9 protein-coding genes are annotated in these 19,659 nt (G+C 72.1%); 6 read left to right on the plus strand and 3 right to left on the minus strand.

Features of this window, described 5'->3' with window-relative positions; all coding sequences use genetic code 11:
• Positions 1 to 48 precede the first annotated feature (48 nt).
• Both ACFVW6_RS22595 and ACFVW6_RS22600 read right to left on the minus strand, forming a co-directional pair.
• Positions 49 to 1,407, minus strand: a complete 1,359-nt coding sequence (locus ACFVW6_RS22595; protein WP_378829509.1) for a hypothetical protein — start codon at positions 1,405 to 1,407, stop codon at positions 49 to 51.
• Between the two features lie 118 nt (positions 1,408 to 1,525).
• Complete coding sequence (locus ACFVW6_RS22600; protein ID WP_378829510.1) at positions 1,526 to 2,233, minus strand: siderophore-interacting protein; 708 nt, start codon at positions 2,231 to 2,233, stop codon at positions 1,526 to 1,528.
• Positions 2,234 to 2,366: 133 nt separating this feature from the next.
• Here ACFVW6_RS22600 and ACFVW6_RS22605 point away from each other — a divergent pair, with 133 nt between their 5' ends.
• The gene (locus ACFVW6_RS22605) at positions 2,367 to 3,683 is read left to right on the plus strand and encodes a SidA/IucD/PvdA family monooxygenase (protein WP_378829511.1); all 1,317 of its coding nucleotides are present in this window, start codon (positions 2,367 to 2,369) and stop codon (positions 3,681 to 3,683) included.
• Positions 3,684 to 3,741: 58 nt separating this feature from the next.
• Here the strand turns inward: ACFVW6_RS22605 and ACFVW6_RS22610 are convergent, their stop codons facing one another.
• The gene (locus ACFVW6_RS22610) at positions 3,742 to 4,407 is read right to left on the minus strand and encodes a GNAT family N-acetyltransferase (protein ID WP_378829512.1); all 666 of its coding nucleotides are present in this window, start codon (positions 4,405 to 4,407) and stop codon (positions 3,742 to 3,744) included.
• A 254-nt stretch (positions 4,408 to 4,661) separates the two neighbouring features.
• On the opposite strand from ACFVW6_RS22610, the gene ACFVW6_RS22615 reads away from it, so the two are divergent.
• From ACFVW6_RS22615 to ACFVW6_RS22635, 5 genes are read left to right on the plus strand one after another with little or no spacing between them, the layout of a single operon-like run.
• Positions 4,662 to 5,414, plus strand: a complete 753-nt coding sequence (locus ACFVW6_RS22615) for a thioesterase II family protein (RefSeq protein WP_378829513.1) — start codon at positions 4,662 to 4,664, stop codon at positions 5,412 to 5,414.
• On the plus strand, positions 5,411 to 6,736 hold the full coding sequence (locus ACFVW6_RS22620) for a polyketide synthase (protein WP_378829515.1): 1,326 nt from the start codon (positions 5,411 to 5,413) through the stop codon (positions 6,734 to 6,736). The genes ACFVW6_RS22615 and ACFVW6_RS22620 overlap by 4 nt, the downstream gene beginning before the upstream one ends.
• Positions 6,729 to 9,878, plus strand: coding sequence for a nocobactin polyketide synthase NbtC (gene nbtC / locus ACFVW6_RS22625; protein ID WP_378829516.1), 3,150 nt, complete (start codon positions 6,729 to 6,731; stop codon positions 9,876 to 9,878). The genes ACFVW6_RS22620 and nbtC overlap by 8 nt, the downstream gene beginning before the upstream one ends.
• 14 nt (positions 9,879 to 9,892) lie before the next feature.
• A complete protein-coding gene (locus ACFVW6_RS22630) occupies positions 9,893 to 14,956 on the plus strand; it encodes an amino acid adenylation domain-containing protein (protein ID WP_378829517.1) in 5,064 nt (1,687 codons plus the stop codon).
• A gap of 28 nt (positions 14,957 to 14,984) precedes the next feature.
• Entirely contained in the window at positions 14,985 to 19,595 is a 4,611-nt protein-coding gene (locus ACFVW6_RS22635; protein WP_378829520.1) for an amino acid adenylation domain-containing protein, read from the plus strand.
• Positions 19,596 to 19,659 lie beyond the last annotated feature (64 nt).

The following is a 19,659-nucleotide window of genomic DNA, read 5'->3' on the forward strand; positions in this document are numbered from 1 at the left end:
CCGCTGTCCACCTTGGCCGAAATCGCCCGTGCCCGCCAGCACGCCTCGTCAGCGCGGCACCGGACCACCCGTGACCCCGGCATGATCCGCCGCGGCGGCGGCGACCTCGGCGGTCCGGCCGAGCAGGAACGGGGTCAGGATGTCGTTGGCGGTGCGCTGGGTGTCGGCGGCGGGGCGCGATCCGCCGGCGATCCTGGTCACCACGAAACGCACCGGCGGGGCGAGGAATTGGGGCACATCGGTGAAGCTGTAGTGGGCGGCGTCGCCGAGCTCGTAGCGGAAGCCGGGGGCGCGCAGGCGTTCCAGCACACCGCGATTGCCGTCCAGGTAGCGCTGGGAGTGGTCGGTCACGCCGCGGTCGCTCTCCAGTAGCAGTACGGGGCGGTCCAGCGCGCGGTCGGGCAGGTCGCCGTAGAGGGTGCCGTCGAGATTGGCCGCGGCGGTGAGCCGCGGGTCGGCGGCCAGGGCCGACAGCGCGGTAGCGCCGCCGAGGGAATGTCCTGTCGCGGTGAGGTTTCCGAGGTCGACGTGACCCTCCAGTGGGCCGAGCACCTCCGGCCGGGCCAGCTGGTCGAGCACGAATCGCAGGTCGGCGGTGCGGGTTTCGAGCCGCTCGGTCATATAGCGGATGCCGTCCGGGTCATCGGCGGGAATGTTCTCGACGGCGGTGGCGACGGTGCCATCGGCGAGCTCGACCGCCCCGGCCTCGTAGGGATGGTCGACGGCGAGCACGATGAAGCCGCGACTCGCCAGGTCGGCGATCAGCCCGGTATAGAACGCCCGCGGCGCGCCGTAGCCGGGGGAGAACAGCACCACAGGCCAGCGGTCCCGTTCCGGTGACACCGGGACGTCGGCGGTCGCGTGGGTGTCGATGCCGTCTTTCGACAGGAAGACATTCGGAATCCCGGACACCCGCGACGGCAACTGGCCCTGCCCGGCGAGATACACCCACTGCCGACCCGAGGACACCTCCGTCGGATACCAAGCCTGGACAACCACATTGCGCCGGTCCTCGGCCTCGGTCGCCGGCTCGGGCCGCTGCTCGTCGACCCACCGGAAGATCTCCGACCCGACCGCGTACGGTCCGGTGGGCTCGGGGAGTTCCGGCGTGGGTGGCACCGCCCACGGCAGGATCGACAGCCCGGCCACCGCGCCGATCCCCGCGCGGAACCACGCCCGCCTGCGCGTCCCGGCGACATCGGTCACCACGAACGCGAACATGAGCACGATCAGCACATAGAGCGGCCACCAGTGTCGGTAGCCCTCGAGCACCCACAGCAGCAGCGCGCCGATGATCAGCACCGGCAGGGCGAACGGCGCCGCCCGCCTGCCGATCCGCGGCGACGCGATCAGCGCGATCGCGAGTGCCACGGTGGCAACCAGCAGGACGGCATCGATGACGGACACGGCACTCGATTCGATCCGGACGGCTCGGGCGTTCCCGACTTGTCCGATCAGCTTGCCGCAGTGTCCGCGACGCCCGCATCAGCACCGAGACCGACCGGTGGTCGTCCTCGGGGATGACCTACTTCCAGTAGGCCTGCGACTTGATCGCGGTCTTGGGCAGCGCGTGCTGGCCCTTGAGGGTCTTCACGATCGAGCGGGTGGTCTGCCCGCAGCAGGCCACCCAGGCGAAGGCGTCCGCGGCGCACTCGATCTCCAGCGCGGCTTCGCGCATCAGGCGGCCGTCGTCGACGCGCTGCAGCCAGGTGAGCTGGTGGTGCGGCTTGTTGCGCACCGGGATGGTCTGGTCGGACTCGTACTGCCACTCCAGCCAGACCCGCGCCGGGGTGTCGCCGATGGCGTCGAGCAGCGAGTTGATGGCGGGCAGCGAGGCGGTGTCACCGAAGACGACGTACTCGCTCGGGGTCTGCTCCGGCAGCTGGAAGTCCGAGCCGAGGACGGTGGCGTCGAGCGGGTCGCCCGGCGCGGCGCGCCGGGCCCAGTCGGCCGCGGGGCCGTTGTGCAGCGCGAAGTCGATGTAGGCGGTGTCGGTCTCCGGGTCCGGGTCGACGAGGGTGTAGCCGCGGTGGTGCAGCTTGTCGCTCTCGGCGTCCGGAATCCACAGGCGGATCCACTGGGTGGGGTGCACCGGGTGATCGGCGAGCAGGCCGCCGAGATCGACACCGATCCGGAGGAACTTGTCGGTGATCTGCTCGTTGGATGTCACCGTCAGCTTGTAGTCGGCGCCGCCCCAGGCCTTGGTGATCAGGCCGTTCAATCCCTTACCCATGCCGTTAGGTTAGCCTAAGGTCACTAATTTGTCTGCATAGGCGCACGAGGGTCACACTGGCCAGATAAGGTAAGCCTATGCAAATATGGGGACCGTGTCCGGGCAATCGCCCTGTGGACGATCCCGGCGCGCAATGCGTGAGAGAGTGGAGAACGAACCGGTGGAAACCCTCCTGGTAGTCGGCGCGGGGCCGAAAGCCCTTGCGGTGGCTGCGAAATCGCATGTCCTGCGCACCCTCGGCCTGCCCGCGCCGCGCGTGGTCGTCGTCGAATCGCACGCGGTCGGCGGCAACTGGCTGCCCACCGGCGGCTGGACCGACGGTCAGCATCGCCTCGGCACCAGCCCCGAGAAGGACATCGGCTTCCCGTACCACTCCACCTGGGCGCGCGGCCGCAACCGCGACATCGACCAGGCGATGGCCGCGTTCAGCTGGACCTCGTTCCTGATCGAGCACGGCACCTACGCCGAGTGGATCGACCGCGGCAGGCCGAGCCCGCAGCACCACGTGTGGGCCAAGTACCTGCAGTGGGTGGCCAAGTCCATCGACCTCGAGCTCGTGCTCGGCCGGGTCGAGCGGATCCGCAACGACGGCAACGGCATCGGCGACCAGTGGCAGGTCGACGTGGTCGACGCCGACGGCGCCCGCACCGAGCTCACCGCCGACGGCCTGATGATCACCGGCCCCGGCCGCAGCAGCCGCGCGCTGGCCGAACACCCGCGCGTGCTCAGCATCGCCGAGTTCTGGGACCTCGCGGGCAAGCGCAGCCTGCCCGCCGCCTCGCGGGCCGCGGTGATCGGCGGCGGCGAGACCGCCGGCTCGGCCCTGGACGAGCTGGTCCGGCACGAGATGCTCACCATTTCGGTGATCTCGCCGATGGCCACCCTCTACACCCGCGGCGAGAGCTTCTTCGAGAACTCGCTGTTCAGCGATCCGGTGAAGTGGAACGCGCTGAGCATCCAGGAACGCCGGGATGTCATCCGGCGCACCGACCGCGGGGTGTTCTCGGTGCGCGTGCAGGAAAGCCTGCTCGGCGACAACCGGGTGCACCACCTGCAGGGCCGGGTCACCAAGATCGCGCCGCAGGGCGAGGCGCTGGCGCTCACGCTGTCCAACGAGCTGCGCGCCGATCAGGTGCACAACTTCGATCTGGTGGTCGACGCCACCGGCGGTCAGCCGCTGTGGTTCCTCGACCTGTTCGATCAGCAGAGCACCGACCTGCTCGAGCTCGCCGTCGGCGGCCCGCTGACCCAGCAGCGGATCGAGTCCTCGATCGGCTACGACCTGGCCGTCACCGGCCTGGCGGGCAAGCTCTATCTGCCGAACATGGCCGCGATGGCCCAGGGCCCCGGTTTCCCCAATCTCAGCTGCCTCGGCGAGCTCTCGGACCGCGTGCTGCGCACCGAGCCCGCCCGGGCACGCGCCGGTGCGAACCACCTCGCCGCGCGCTGAGGCACCGAACGCACAACAGCCCCGCACCGGAAGGCGCGGGGCTGTTGCCGTCGGCTGCTCAGCCGCGCGGGACCGGGAGGTCGTCCGGGGTGCGCGGGGTCGCGTAGAGCGCGATGCGGCGGGTCGGGCGGACGTCGAACTCGCCGACGAGGTGCCAGCCGATCTTGTCGAAGCTGCGGCAGATGGCCCGGTTGCGGTGGTCCGGGTCGCCGAGCATCCGGCGGCACTCGGGATTGGCGGCGAAGACGGCCGCGGCCATGGTCGAGATCCAGGCGGACATGATGCCCTTGCCGATCACCCTGGTGTCGGCGGTGGCGATGTGGAAGCCGATGTCGCCGGGCGCGGCGTCGTAGAGCCTGCCGATCTCGTCCTTGGCCGCGCGGTACAGCTCGATGTAGGCGATGTCGCGGACGCCGAGTTCCGGCTCGCCGAGCACGGCGAAGTCGAGGCTGAGAATGCAGGGCCGCGAATAGGTTCCGGCCAGCTGGGTCTCGAAGTCGGCGCGGCGGCGCTCGGCGTCCCAGTCCTGTTCCCACGATTCGAGCAGGTGCGGGCGGGCCATCCACTCGGCGAGCAGTTCGGGGTCGGTGCCGTCCGGGTCGGCGACGCGCAGGGCGAAGGGTGCCGCGAAGATCGGCAGTGCCGGCGCCGGCGTGGCGGCCACCTCGGCGGGCAGATCGGTCTGCTCGCGGGGTAGCGCGTAGGGGGTCCCGGCGGGGGTCATCTCCTGGGTGCTCCGTTCAATCGTAACCTTGGTCACCTGGATTGGTAAGGCTAGCCTATACTAATGCCCGGGTGTTACTGTTGCCCGACCGATCGCCCGGTGGTTGCCGGGTGCGACCGAACGGGTCGGCCTCGGGCGCAACAGGATTCGCCCCGGTCCCGGACGACCGCGCCGGGCGGGCCCGTGCGTCGGCACGGCGTTGGACAGTGCGAAACGGCCGCGCAGTGTGTGCGCGACCGGTGAGGGAGAACGACATGGCAAGAGAACTCGGCTGGATCCGGCAATTCCAGGCCCCCAGGACCGACTCCCTACCGCCGCTGATCGTCTTCCCGCACGCGGGCGCGGGCGCCTCCGCCTACCGGGTGTTCGCCAAGCGTATGGCCCAGGACTTCGACACCGTGGTGATGCAGTACCCCGGCCGCCAGGATCGCGTGCGTGACGCCGCCGCCGAGACCCTGCCCGAACTCGCCGCAGGCGCCTTCGAGGCCTTCCGCGGCTCCGCCCACGACACCGGCGCCCCGCTGACCGTCTTCGGCCACAGCATGGGTTCCATCGTCGCGTTCGAGTTCGTCCGGCTGGCCGAGGCCGCCGGGTTGCCCGTGCGTTTGCTGGTGGCCTCCGCGGCGGCCGCCCCGCACCGGATCGCCGAGCTCCCCGGGCATCCCACCGAGGACGAGGAATTGCTCGATCACATGGCCGCCCTCAACGGCACCGGCGCCGACGTGATGGCCAGCCGTGAGGTCATGCGGATGGCGCTGCCGGTGCTCAAGGCCGACTACCGCGCCTTCGACGCCTACTCCTGCGGCACCGACGTCCAGGTCGCCGCGCCCCTGCTGGTGCTCGGCGGCGACGACGATCCGTTCGTCGGCCCCCGCGATCTCTACGCGTGGGAGACCAGCACCAGCGGCGAGCTCGAGGTGAACCTGTTCGCCGGCGGCCACTTCTACATCGACGAGAACATCGACGGCATCGCCGAGGTACTCGCCGGTCAGGCGCTCGCCCGATGAGTGAGCCGAGCAACGACCCCATCGTCATCGTCGGCATGGGCGTCGAGGCGCCCGGCGGCGTGGACACCCTGCCCGCGTTCTGGTCGGCGCTGGCCGAGGGCCGCGAACTGATCGGCCCGTTCCCGCGTGACCGCGAGTGGCCGCTCGACGAGCTGCTCGCCCTCGGCAGGCTCGACGGCTGGGCCGCCGTGCGCGACGCGGGCGGCTTCCTCGACGGCGCCACCGAATTCGACGCCCAGTACTTCGGCATCACCCCGCGCGAGGCGGTCGCCATGGACCCGCAGCAGCGGGTGGCCATGCGAGTGGCCTGGCGGGCGCTCGAGCACGCCGGCATCAATCCCGGTGCGCTCGACGGTGATTCGGCGGGCGTCTGGATGGGCGTCTCGGCGACCGAGTACGGGCCGCGCGTGGCCGGGGTCAACGACTACAGCGGCTACCGGGCCACCGGTACCGCGCTCGGCGCGGTCGCCGGGCGCATCTCGCACGGGCTCGGCCTGGTCGGCCCGTCGATCAGCGTGGACACCGCCTGCGCCTCGTCGCTGACCGCCGTGCACCAGGCCGCGTCGGCCATTCGCGCGGGCGAATGCGACTGGGCGCTGGCCGGTGGCGTCTGCGTGATGGGCTCGCCCGGCGCGTTCTACGAGTTCTCCAAGAACAACGCCCTGGCCACCGACGGCCACTGCCGCTCCTACGCCGCCGACCCGACCGGGACGCTGTGGGGCGAGGGTGCCGGCGTCGTCGTGCTGGAACGGGAATCGCGGGCCAGGGCGCTCGGGCACCGGATCTACGGTCAGCTGCTCGGCTCGCGGGTCAACCACAACGGCGCGGGCGCGCCGATCGCGGTGCCGAGCGCGCAGGCGCAGCAGCGGCTCATCGAGGCCACCGTCGCCGCCGCCGGGATCAGCGCGCACGACATCGGCCTGATCGAGGGGCACGGCACCGGTACCGCCGTCGGTGATCCGCTCGAATTGACCGCGCTGGCCGCCACGTACGGCGATCCCGAGCGCGGCGCCGACGGACCGCTGCTCGGCTCGGTGAAGTCCAACGCGGGGCACGCCCAGGCCGCCTCGGGCATGCTCGGCCTGATCAAGGTGCTGCTGTGCGGCGCGCACGGCGCGATCGCGCCGAGCCTGTGGGCCGACGCCCCGACCACCGACCTGGACTGGGACACGACCAGTCTGCGGCTCGCCGCCGAACTCACCGACTGGGCGCCGCGCGCGGACGGCATGCGCTACGGCGCGGTGTCCTCGTTCGGCGTCGCGGGAACCAACGCGCACGCCATCGTCGGCCTGCCGGTGCTGGAGGAGACCAACCATGGCTGAGTACCGTCTGCCCGACGGCACCGTTCCCGTCCTGCTGTCCTCCGACAGCGTCGACGGCCTGCGCGCCGAGGCCGCCGGCCTGCGCGCCTATGTCGCCGCACATGCCGAGGTGACCCCGGAACGCCTGGCGGACATGCTGTTCCGCACCCGGGTGGCCCGTCGTCGCCGCGCCCTGGTGCCGGCGCCGCCGTCGACCACCGGCGACGCGCGGACCGACCTGCTGGCCGCGCTCGACGCGATCGCCACCGATACCGACCATCCCTCCGTGGTCCGGGCCGACGTTCCCGCCGGGCCCCGCCGCGTCGGCTTCGTCTTCCCCGGTCAGGGCAGCCAGCGTCCCGGCATGGGCGCGGTGTTCTACGAGCTCTCGCCGGCCTACCGCGCCGTCGTCGACGAGTGCGCCGCCATCCACGCCGAACGTTTCGGCCACTCCAAGCCGCTGCACTACCTGCTCGGCAACGAGGGGCAGTACGAGGACGAGGTGTGGGAAGTACAGCCCGCGTTGATGTTCCACATGACCGGTCTGGCCGCCGCGTGGCGGGCCGCCGGTGTGGAACCGCACGCGACCATCGGCCACAGCCAGGGCGAGCTCGCCGCGGGCGCGGTGTCCGGGGTGATGACGCTGCGCGATTCCGTGCTCGCGGTGACCCATCGCGCCCTGCTCGCGGACCGGCTGTCCCCGCGCGGCTATTCGATGGCGGTCTTCGGCATGGACCGCGAGAGCGTCGAAGCGCTGATGGCGCGCAACTCCGGCTGGGCCGAGCTGGCGGTCGTCAACTCGCCGCACATCATCGCGATCTCCGGTGAACGCGGGGCCGTGGTCGAGCTGGTGGCAGCGGCCACCGCGCGCGGCCAGTTCGCCAGGGAGATCCGGGTCGCCTTCCCGGCGCACACCTCCATCGTCGCCGAGGTGCGGGCCGAATTCGAGGGCTTCCTCGGCGGCGAGATGAGCGCGACGAACTTCACCGCGTCCGAGATCCCCTGCTACGGCGCGACCCTGGGCGAGGTGATCACGCCGGACCTCAAGCAGGAGGAGTACTGGTACTGGAACCTGCGCAACCGCGTCCGGTTCGACCGCGCCGTGGTCGGCGCGGGCAGCGACGGCGTCGACCTGATGATCGAGGTCGCCGAGCACCCGGTGCTGCAACTGGCGCTGCAGGAGAACCTGAGCCTGGTCCCGAACCGGCCCGGCCTGCCCCCGCGTGACTTCCGCGTGCTCGGCACCTCGCTGCGCTCGGCCGACGGGCTCTCGGAATTCACCCGCAACCTGGCCCAGGTCGCCGTGCTCGACGCCGACTACCGCTGGGACGCACTGCGTGTCGACGACACCGTCACCCTGCCGCTGCGCGATTTCCCGCACACCGTCACCTCGCCCAAGCGGCTGTGGGCGCCGCTCGGCGCGCACGAGACCCCGGCCGAGCTGGTCGTCAGCACGCCGAAACCGCAACGGCTGGTGGAACAGTGGAGCCCGCTGCAGCGCCGCTCGCTCACCGCGCCGCGCAACCTGCTGCTGGTCGACCACACCGGCGAATGCGCCGACCTCGCCACCGCGCTGCTCGCGGCCGCCGACCGGCACGGCGCCGGTGCGCGCGTCCTCGGCCCGGCCGACCTGGCCTCCGGCGCAACGGCTTTCACCCTGGGTGACGGCTCGGCCGCCGATGCCGTGGTCGTCCTGCTGCCCGAGACCGCCGCCGACGACACCGCCGCCGCCATCGACGCGCTGACCGGCTTCTACGCCGACCGCGCCTGGGCCACGGCGCTGTCCGCGCTGCGTCCCGGCGGTGAGTGCTGGCTGCTGACCGTCGGCGGCGAGTCCGTCCACGACGGCGATCCGATTCCCGCGCTGTTCCAGTCGGGCGTCACCGCGGGCTTCCGCAGTGTCGGCATCGAGCACCCCGGCATCCTGTTCCGGCATCTCGACCTCGCCGCGTCCGAACCCGCGGCCGCGCAGGCCGCCAAGATCGTCGCCGCCGTGCACTCCACGGGGGAGGCCGAACTGGCGCTGCGCGCGGGCAAGGTGTTCGTGAAGCGGCTGGTGCTCGACACCGCCGCCGACACCGGCGCGCTCGGTACCGATCTCGACCATGTGGTGATCGTCGGTGGGACCGGTCAGCTCGGGCTGCGGTTCACCGATCACCTGGCGCGCACCGGCGCCGGTCGGGTCACCCTGCTCAGCCGCAGCGGCGAGACCGCGGCGCTGGCGGGCGAACTGGCGCGGCTGCGCGGTCTTGGCGGCACCGAGATCGTGGTGCGGGCCTGCGACGTCAGCGACCCGGCGGCCGCGGCCGCCTTCGGCGCCGAGATCGCCGATCGCCCGGTCGACCTGGTGATCCACGCCGCCGTCAACTACGTCGACGCCGAACTCGGGAAGATCACCGCCGAGGACGTGCGCACCGCCGCTGGCGCCAAGCTGCGCGGCCTGGACAACCTCGTCGACGCCGCGCCGCTGGCGGACGGCGCGCGCGTGCTGCTGTGCTCGTCCATGGCCGCGACCCTGGGCGGCCGCGGCCAGATCCTGTACGCGGTGACCAACCGCATGCTCGACGTGGCCGCCCGCAGGCTGCGGGCCCGCGGCATCGACGCGGCCAGCCTCCAGTGGGGCCTGTGGAGCGTGGCCGGTCCGCTGGACGACGCGGGCTTCGCGCGCGTCGAAGAGGCCGGCGTGTTCCCGATGGTGCCCGCCGACGCGATCGAGGCCGGGCTCGTGCTGCCCGCCCGCGACGGCATGATCATCGCCGCCGACTGGGACTTCCTGCGCGAGGTGCTCGGCGCGTTCGGCCTGTCTTCGGTGCTCACCGGCCTCGAGTCGACCGTGCCCGCGCCGCCGGTCGAGCCGGCACCGATCGCGGTCGAGCCCGTCGTCGTGGCGCAGGCCGCGCCGGTCGGCGCACCGGCCGACGGGGTCGCGCTGGACCTGCGCCTGCGCACCGAACTGCTCGAGGTAATCGGCGGTGACAGCGCCGACGCCATCGACGCCACCATGCCGCTGGTCGCCCTCGGCCTGGACTCGTTGCAGGCCTTGGACTTCCGCAAGCGGGTCAAGGCGGAGCTGGATCGCGATCTGCCGGTCGCGGCGATTCTCGGCGGCGCGTCGCTCGACGACGTCGTGCTGCTGATGGCACAGAACACCAACCAGGGCTGAGGGGCCGAACGAACATGTCTGACACCGAAGCCACCCTGTCCGTCGCGGAGCGCCGCAGGCTGCTGCTCCAGCAGAAGCTGCGCGCGAGCGGCATGGCCGCCGCCACCCCCGAACCCGTGGCCGTGCCGCGCATCGCGGCGGGGGAGCGCCGTCCGCTCACCCCCGGCCAGCGCCGGATGTGGTTCCTGCAGACCCGCGACGCCGACGACACCGCCCTGTCCATCTGTGTCGCCTACCGGCTCACCGGTCCGCTCGACGGCGAGCGCCTGCACGCCGCGTTCGACACCGTGGTGGCCCGCCACGACATCCTGCGCACCACCTACGGCGCGGACGCCGAGGGCGAACCGTTCCAGGTGTTCACCGACGACGCCCGCGCGCCGTGGCAGACCCACGACCTGACCGACCTCGCCGAATCCGGCCGTGACCTGCGGGTGGAGGTGCTGGCCCGGCGCGAGTTCGGCCGCCCCTTCGCCCTCGGCACCGAACTGCCGGTGCGCGCCACCCTGATCCGGACCGGCGCCGACGAGCACGTCGTGCTGTTCGCCATCCACCACATCTGCTGGGACGACGACTCCTGGTCGGTGTTCTTCGCCGAGCTCAACGCCGCCTACCGCGCCGGATCCGGCGCGGGCGCCACGGTCCAGTTCGCCGCGATCGCCTCCACCGCCGAGGCCGCCGAGGCCGACGTCGACTACTGGCGCGCGGCCCTGCGCCCGCTGCCCGAACCGCTGGAACTGCCCGGCTCGCCCGCCGCGGCCCCCGGCAGGCAGGCCCAGCGCCGCACCCACCGCCTGTCGGCCGACCTGGTCGCCCGCACCGAGCAGTTCGCGCGCGAGCACGCCGCGACCCCGTTCATGGTGCTGCTGGCCGGTTTCGACGCCCTGGTGCACCGCTACACCGCCGCCGACGACTTCCTCGTCTCCATCCCGGTCACCGATCGCCCGGCGGGCACCGAGCAGCTCATCGGCTACTTCGGCAACACCCTGCTGCTGCGTGCCACCTTCGGCGACCGGGACGACTTCGCCCAGCTCGTCGCCGCCGTGCGCGACACCTGCGCGGGCGGGTTCGCCCGGCGCGGCGTCGGCATCGATCGCGTGGTGCGCGAGGCGAATCCGGACCGCGTGGCCGGCCGGGACGGCATGGACCAGCTGGTCCGCCTCGGCTTCAGCGTGCGCAAGAGCGCCGACGGCTTCGCCATCGACGGCGTCACCTCCACCCAGCTCGAACTGGGCGCGGTGAGCGCGCAGGTGCCGCTGTCGCTGGCGATCGTGCTCGAAGACGACGGCACCGCCGTGGTCGAGGCCGAGTACCAGACCGACGTGCTCGCCGAATCCCTCGTCGAGCAGCTGCTCGCGCACTTCGGCAGGCTCCTCGACGCCGCCCTGCGCGACCCGCGCCGCAGGCTCGCCGACCTGGACATGCTCGGCGCCGACGACCGCGCCGCGCTGCTGGAGCGCTCGCACGGCGTACTCGTCGACCAGCCCGCGACCACCCTCGTCGCGCTGTTCGAGGCCGCCGCCGCCGCGACCCCCGACGCACCCGCACTCGCCTCCGACGACATCGAGCTCAGCTACGCCGCGCTGCACGCACGTGCGAACCGGCTGGCGCACTGGCTGATCGGGCAGGGCATCGGCACCGAGGACATCGTCGGGCTGCGCCTTGGCACCTCGGTGGAGTTCATCGTCGCCGTGCTCGCCGTGCTGAAGGCGGGCGGCGCGTACCTGCCGATCGACCCGGCCTACCCCGACGACCGGATCGAGTACCTGGTCGAGGACGCGCGTCCCCGGCTGCTGCTCGGCGCGGTGGAGCTGGCGGCCGCGGAGACGACGGCGGCCGCGCTGCCCGCGACCGCGCCGACCGACGCGGACCGGCTGCGCCCGCTGCTGCCCGCCAACCTCGCCTACGTCATCTACACCTCCGGCTCCACCGGCAAGCCCAAGGGCGTCCCGGTGCCGCACGCCGCGATCGCCGAGCACATCGTGTGCTTCACCGCCGACTGGAGCATGTCCGCCGAGGACCGGCTGATGCAGTCGTCGTCGGTGAGCTTCGACGCCTCGCTGGTCGATATCGCCATCACCCTCACGGTCGGCGCGCAGCTGATCGTGCCCAAGCCCAACGCCTTCCGCGACATCCGCTACGTCGCCGACCTGATCACCCGCCGCCAGGTCACCGTGCTGCACATGGTGCCCTCCATGCTGAGCACCTTCCTGCTGCTGCCCGAGGTGAGCGAGTGGCAGTCGCTGCGGCAGGTCCCGGTCGGCGGTGAGGCGCTGCCCGGCGAGGTCGCCGACCGCTTCGCCAACACCCTCGACGCCGAACTGCGCAACCACTACGGCCCGACCGAGGCCGTGGTCTGCTCGACCCACATGCCGGTCGCCGGCCCGCAGGGCACCGGCGTGGTGCCGATCGGCATCCCCAACCGCAACGTCTACACCTATGTCCTCGACGAGGCCCTGCACCTGGTGCCCGACGGCGTGGTCGGCGAGCTCTACCTCGGCGGCGACCAGCTGGCCCGCGGCTACCTGGACCGCCCCGCGCTGAGCGCGCAGCGCTTCGTCGCCGACCCGTTCACCCCGGGCGCGCGGCTCTACCGCTCCGGTGACCTGGTGCGCCGCAACAGCTTCGGCGAGCTGGAATTCGTCGGCCGCGCCGACGAGCAGGTGAAGGTGCGTGGCTTCCGGATCGAACTCGGCGAGGTCGAGGCCGCGATCGCCGCGCATCCCGCCGTCGCGCACTGCGTCGTCATCGTCACCGATGACCCCGCCGTCGGCGCCATGCTGGCCGCCTACGTGGTGCCCGCCGACGCGTCGATCGACCTCGAGCAGGTGCACGCCTTCGCCTCGACCGGGCTGCCGGAATACATGGTGCCCAGCGCCTTCGCGGTCATCCCGGAGATCCCGCTGACCGTCAACGGCAAGCTCGACAAGCGCGCGCTGCCCACCGCGACTCCCGCCGTCGTGCGCGCCCACCGCGCGCCGGCCACCGCGACCGAGCGCAAGATGTGCGCCCTGTTCGGCACGCTGTTCGGGCTCGACGAGGTCAGCGCGGAGGACTCGTTCTTCGAGCTGGGCGGGCATTCGCTGCTCGCCGCCCGGCTGGTCGCCCAGGTGCGCGCGGAGTTCGGCGTCGAGCTCGACGTCCGCGTCGTCTTCGACAGCCCGACCCCGGCCGCGCTGGCCGCGAACCTGGTGGCCCGCTTCCTGGCCGAGTTCGACCTCGACCTCGACGCCGTCGACTCCGACGACGAGGTCGTCGAGGAGCAGGTGGTGGTGGTCGATACCGCTGCACCGCAGGCCGATCCGGGTCGTCCGGCGATCGGTGGCAGGCCGCGCGGCGAGCGCGTCCCGCTGTCGTACTCGCAACTGGCCATGTGGTTCCAGTACCGGATGGAGGGCGCCGGCTCGGTCGGCAATCTGCCGCTGGCCCTGCGGTTCGACGGCGCGCTCGACATCGCGGCGCTGCGCTCGGCGCTCGACGACGTCGTCGCCAGGCACGAGTCGCTGCGCACCACCTTCCCCGAACACGACGGCATCCCGTACCAGGTGGTGCACCCCGCCACCGCCGTGCCGCTGCCGATCCGCGAGATCGCGCCCGCCGATCTCTCCGCCGAACTCGCGGCCATCGCCGGATACGCGTTCACCCTCGACGGTGAGCCGCTGATCCGCGCCGAACTGCTCGTCCTCGACGCCGACACCCATGTGCTCTCGCTGCTGGTGCACCACATCGTCGCCGACCACGCGTCCTTCGGCGTGCTGCTCGACGACCTGACCGTTGCCTACCGGGCCCGCGCCGAGCAGGGCGGGACCCCGGGCTGGAGCCCGCTGCCGATCCAATTCGCCGACTACGCCCTGTGGCAGCGCGAGCTGTTCGACCAGGCCGCGCCGAGCGAGTTCGCGCTGGCCCAGATCGACTACTGGAAGACGAAGCTGGCCGACGTGCCCGAGGAGATCTCGGTCGCGCACGACCGGCAGCGTCCGCCGGTGCTCGGCAAGCGCGGTGAGGTGGTCACCTTCTCGCTGCCCGCGAGCGTGCGCTCCGGGCTGGAGGCGCTGGCGCTGCGCAGTGGCGCCACCGAGTTCATGGTGTGCGAGGCGGCCGTCGCCACGCTCCTGCACGCCCTCGGCGGCGGCACCGACATCTCGCTCGGCACCCCCGTCGCGGCCCGCACCGACCCGGCGACCACCGCCCTGATCGGCCTGTTCGCCAACATGGTGGTGCTGCGCAACGACCTGTCGGGCGCGCCCACCCTGCGCGACACCGTGCGCGCGGCCCGCGATGTCGTCCTCGACGCCAACGCGCACCAGGAGCTGCCGATCGAGCGGCTCGTGGAGGCGCTCAACCCGCGCCGCTCGCGCTCGCGGAACCCGTTGTTCCAGAGCATGATCCACTTCCGTGGTGCGGACTGGGCACCGGCCACGCTGCCGTTCGCGTCCTCGGGCGCCTCGACGGTGACCGTGCTGCCCGCCGACTTCGACGTCTCGTTCCTCGACCTGAACCTGAGCCTGAACGTGACCGCCGACGGCGGCATGGACGTGCGCGTCGTCGTCAACGCCGATCTCTACGACCCGGCCACCGCCGCCCTGATCGCGGACGCGCTGGCCGCCACCCTGCGCGCCTTCGCCGAGACGCCGGACCTGCCGGTCGCCGAGCTGCGGGTGCTGCCGCAGGCCCACCTGGACCGGCTGCTCGCCGCACCGGCCCCGCTCGCCGCGGCCACCACCGCGGGTGCGGGCGCGGCCGACTCCGAGACCGAGCGTCAGCTCATCGCGCTGATCGAGGAACTGCTCGAGATCGACGACGTCACCGGTGAGGACGGCTTCTTCGCCCTCGGCGGCGACAGCGTCATCTCGATCCAGTGGTCGGCCCGCGCCGCCGCCCTCGGCCTGCCGCTGACCCCGCAGATGGTGTTCGAGTACTTCACGATCACCGAACTGGCCGCCGCCGTCGACGCGGCCGCCGCGGCGGAGCAGCCGAATGCCGAGGAACCCGAACAGGTCTCGCACGCGCCGATGAGCGCCTCGGGCCTGGAAGCCGACGCGCTGTCGGCGCTGACAGCGGCCTGGCAGGCGCAGGGCTAGTGAACACGCAGGTACGGAAGGACATCGCATGAGTGCCCCGCAGATCGAGGACGTGCTGGCGCTGAGCCCGCTGCAGGAGGGGCTCTTCTCGCTGTCGCGTCTGGCGGGCACCGAGATCGACCTGTACACGATGCAATTCGTGGTCGACATCGATGGCCCGCTCGATCCCGGCCTGCTGCGCCGCAGCGCGCAGGCGATGCTCGACCGGCATCCGAACCTGCGCGCCGCGTTCTGGGACACCGACGTGCCCAAGCCGGTGCAGATCATCCCGTCGCGCGCCGAGCTGCCCTGGGCCGAGCGCGACGCGCGGACAGCGGATTTCGACGCGATCGCCGAATCCGAGCGCCGGGTGCCGTTCGCGCTGAGTCGCGGCCCGGCCCTGCGGGTGCTGTTGCTGAACGTCACCGACGCGCCCGAGCCGCGCAGGCGGATGATCCTCACCGCGCACCACATCCTGATGGACGGCTGGGCGGTGGCGGTGTTCTTCACCGAACTGCTCGCCGTCTACCAGGCGGGCGGCAGCCTCGCCGGGCTACCCGCCCCGCGCCCGTATCGCGACTACATCGGCTGGCTCGGCGCCCAGGACCACGACGCCGCCGCCCGCCGATGGGCCGAGTACCTGGGGCAGGTCAGCGCGCCGCTGGTCCTGGCCGACGGCACCGGCGAGCGCGGCTCCGCCGTGCCCCAGACCACGCGACTTCGTCTGTCCGCCACCGAGACCGCGCGGTTGCAGCAGTGGGCGCGCGCCAACGGCATGACGCTCAATACCGCGGTCCAGTTCGCCTGGACGCTGCTGCTCGGCCGGATCACCGATCGGCGCGACGTCGTCTATGGCACCACCATCTCCGGCCGCCCCGAGAAGCTCGCGGGCGTGGAGGGCATGGTCGGGCTGTTCATCAACACCGTCCCGGTCGTGCACCGGCTCGACCCGGCCGAGCCGGTCGTCGCGCAGTGCGCACGCCTGCAACGGGATTCGGCCGCCATGCGCGACATCGGCTACCTCAGCCTGTCGGCATTGCAGCGCGCGGCCGGGCACGGCTCGCTGTTCGACACCCTGTTCGTCTTCGAGAACGCTCCCATCGACGACGCCATCCAGACCGTCACCGCCCCCGACGGCGCGCGGTTCCGGCCGATCGAGATGGAGAGCCTGGCGCACTACCCGCTCACCGTCGTCTCGCACCTGAGCGAGGGCGATCTGCTCGTCCTCGTCGAGGCGATCCCGGCCCTGCTCGGCCACCTCGACCCCGCCGATCTCGGCGCCCGCCTGGTCGCGGTGCTGCGCGCGCTGCCCGAGCTCGACGCCGCGGCCACGCTCGACGCGATCGACCTGCTGACCGCCGATGAACACGCCGAACTACGTGCGGCGGCAACCGATCTCGTGCCAGCGGCGACTTCGACGCCGTGGGAGCTGTTCGAGCGCCAGGCCGCCGCGACCCCCGACGCGACCGCGCTCACCACCACCGGCGGTGAGATCTTCACCTACCGTGAGCTGCACGCTCAGGCCTGCCGGATGGCGGGGGAGTTCGCCGCCCACGGTGTCGGCCCGGAAACCGTTGTCGCCCTGATGCTCCCGCGCAGCACCGCATCGATCGTCGCTATTCTGGCAACCTTCGCCGCTGGCGCCGCCTATGTGCCGGTCGACATTTCGCTGCCCGCGAGCCGCATCGAATCGATTCTGCGTCAGTCGAACCCGGCCCTCGTCGTCATCCTCGGCAAGGATCGTGCGCTGCTCGACGGCGTCGCACTCGGTTCGACAGCGGACCGGCACCCGCTCGGCGGCCAGGCAGTGATCGACACCGGGTCGACTCGCGTCGACGCAGGCGTGAGCTCGATGGAGGTATTGCTGCTCGACGACCCCGCCGTCGTCGACCGCGTCGCCGCGCGCCCCGCCCAGGCCCCCGCTGTGCGCCGCGAGCTCGAGCACAGCGCCTACATCATCTTCACCTCCGGCTCGACCGGCGAGCCCAAGGGCGTCGTCGGCACCAATGCCGCCCTGGCCGGGTACTTCGCCGATCACCTGGAGCGCTTCTACCGGCCCGCGATGGCGAAGCTCGGCCGCCCGCTGCGGGTCGCGCACGCCTGGTCGCTCGGGTTCGACGCGTCCTGGCAGCCGATGGTCGGCTTCTTCGCCGGTCAGGCCCTGCACCTGTTCGACGCCGAGGAGATGCGCGACGCGCACCGGATCGTCGCGGGCATGGCCGAATTCGGCATCGACATGATCGACACCACCCCGTCCATGCTGGCGCAACTGGCGGCGGCGGGCCTGCTCGACCGGGAACTGCCGGTGCTCGCCCTCGGCGGCGAGGCCATCGACACCGCCCTCTGGGCCCGCCTGCGCGCCCTGCCCGGCACCGCCGTCTACAACTGCTACGGCCCCACCGAGACGACCGTCGAGGCGGTCGTCGCTCCGGTTGCCACCTCGGAGATCCCGACCATCGGCACCGCCAACGGCGGCATGGCCGGCTACGTCCTGGACTCGCGGCTGCGCCCGGTGCCGCCCGGCATCGTCGGCGAGCTCTACCTGTCCGGTGCGCAGCTGGCCCGCGGCTACCTCGGCAAGCCCGCCATCACCGCCGACCGCTTCTGCGCCGACCCGCATCGCCCCGGTCAGCGCATGTACCGCACCGGCGACCTCGTGCGCAGACTGCCCGGCGGCCGCTTCGGCTACCTGGGCCGCGCCGACGCGCAGGTCAAGGTGCGCGGCTATCGCATCGAGGTCGGCGAGATCGAGACCGCGCTGCGCCGCTCGGCCGATATCGACACCGCCGCGGTCACCGTGGTGCGCCGCGCCGGTGGTGCGTCGCTGGTCGGTTTCGTGGTCGGCAAGGCGGGGCGCGCGGTGGTCGTGAGCCGGGTGCGCGCCGATCTGGCGCAGCGCCTGCCCGCGTACATGATTCCCGCGCGGATCGTCGTCCTCGAACAGCTGCCGGTGAACGTCAACGGCAAGCTCGACGGTCACGCCCTGCACGAACTCGCCGAACAGACTCTCTCGGCGGTCGACGGCAGCGCCGCCGCCGAGACCCCCACCGAGATCGCGCTCAGCGAGGTCTTCGCCGAACTGTTCGACGGCCGCGCGCCCGGCGTCGACGCCGACTTCTACGAGCTCGGCGTCGACAGCATCGTCGCGATCTCGCTGGTCAACAAGGCCAGGCGGCGCGGCATCGCGCTCAACCCGCGCATGGTGCTGGCCTGCCCGACGATTCGCGAACTCGCCGCCGCGGCCGACGACGGCCCGGCCGTCGCCGCCCAGTCCGGTGCCGACGCCTACGGTGTGGTGCCGCCGCTGCCGGTGGTGTCGTGGATGTACGAGTACGGCAACTACCGCCGCTTCACCCAGACCGCCCTGCTCCGCCTGCCCGCGGGCATCGACCGCGCCGGACTGGACGCCACGCTGCAAGCCCTGCTCGACGCGCACGACACCCTGCGCGCCGTGCTCACCGACACCCCCGACGGACCGCGCCTGGTCACCAGGGCGCCCGGCGCGGTGCGGGCCGCCGATGTCGTCATCGAGGCGCCGCGTGGCCTCGCCGGTGCCGAACTCGACTCGGCCATCACCGAATTCGCGCGCACCGCCAACGACGCGATCGACCCGCGCGCCGGTGAGCTGGTGCGCGCGGTGTGGTTCCCCGACGACGCCGAAGGTGTCCTGCTGCTGGCGATCCACCACCTCGCCGTCGATGTGGTGTCCTGGCACATCATGATCGACGGCCTGGCCGCCGCCTGGCAGCAGGTCCAGTCCGGCGTGACACCGAAGATGCTGCCCGAGTTCACCTCCTACCGGCAGTGGTCCGAAGCCCTGTGGCAGCGCGCCACCGAACCGGAAGTGCTCGCCCAGCGCGACTATTGGGCCGCCCAGGTGAGCGCGCCCGACGCCGCGCTCGGCGCTCGGCTGCCCGCCCCGGCCACCGACACCTGGTCCACTCTGCGCGTCAGCACGGTCGCGACACCGGTCGCCCTGACCGAACGTCTGCTGGCCCATGTCGGCAAGGACGAGGGTGTGCGCGAACTGCTGCTCACCGCCCTCACCATGACGATGGCCTCGGTCCACGCCGACAACGGAAACGACCCTGCCGCAGGCGCGTTGATCGCGCTGGAGGGCCACGGCCGCGCCGACGCCGAACTCGGCACCGACACCGCCAACACCCTAGGCTGGTTCACCAGCGTCTTCCCCGTCCGCCTCGGCGTCGGCGACGACGCGGTGGATGTCGTTCGCGTACAAGCGGATCCGGCCGCCGCCCGCACCCTGCTGGACGGCGTCACGACCCACCTGCGCGAAATCCCCAACCAGGGCCTCGATTACGGCTTGCTCCGCTACGTCGACCGGGTCCCCGAACTCCACGGCGCGGCCGAACCCCAGGTCGAGTTCAACTACCTGGGCCGCATCGACCTGTCCGGCACCGAGGGCAACCCCTGGTCCCTGCTGGTCGGCGCGCACGACACGGCCCTGCCGCTCGACCCCGAGCCCGATCTGCCGCTGCGCTACGCGGTCGACGTCATCGCCGGCATCGGCACCACCCCCGACGGCCCGGCCCTGACCACCAACTTCCGCTGGAGCACGGCCCTGTTCTCCGAAGCCGAGGCAGCACGCTTCGCCGCACACTGGACCGCCGCGCTGGCCGCCCTGGCCGACGCCCTCTGATCGAGACACCGACGACAGCGGGCAGCCAACGCTGCCCGCTTTCGTCGTTTCCGGTGGTTAGGCT

Origin of the sequence: Nocardia sp. NPDC058244 (genome assembly GCF_042882065.1) — a bacterium.
Taxonomy (GTDB): domain Bacteria; phylum Actinomycetota; class Actinomycetes; order Mycobacteriales; family Mycobacteriaceae; genus Nocardia.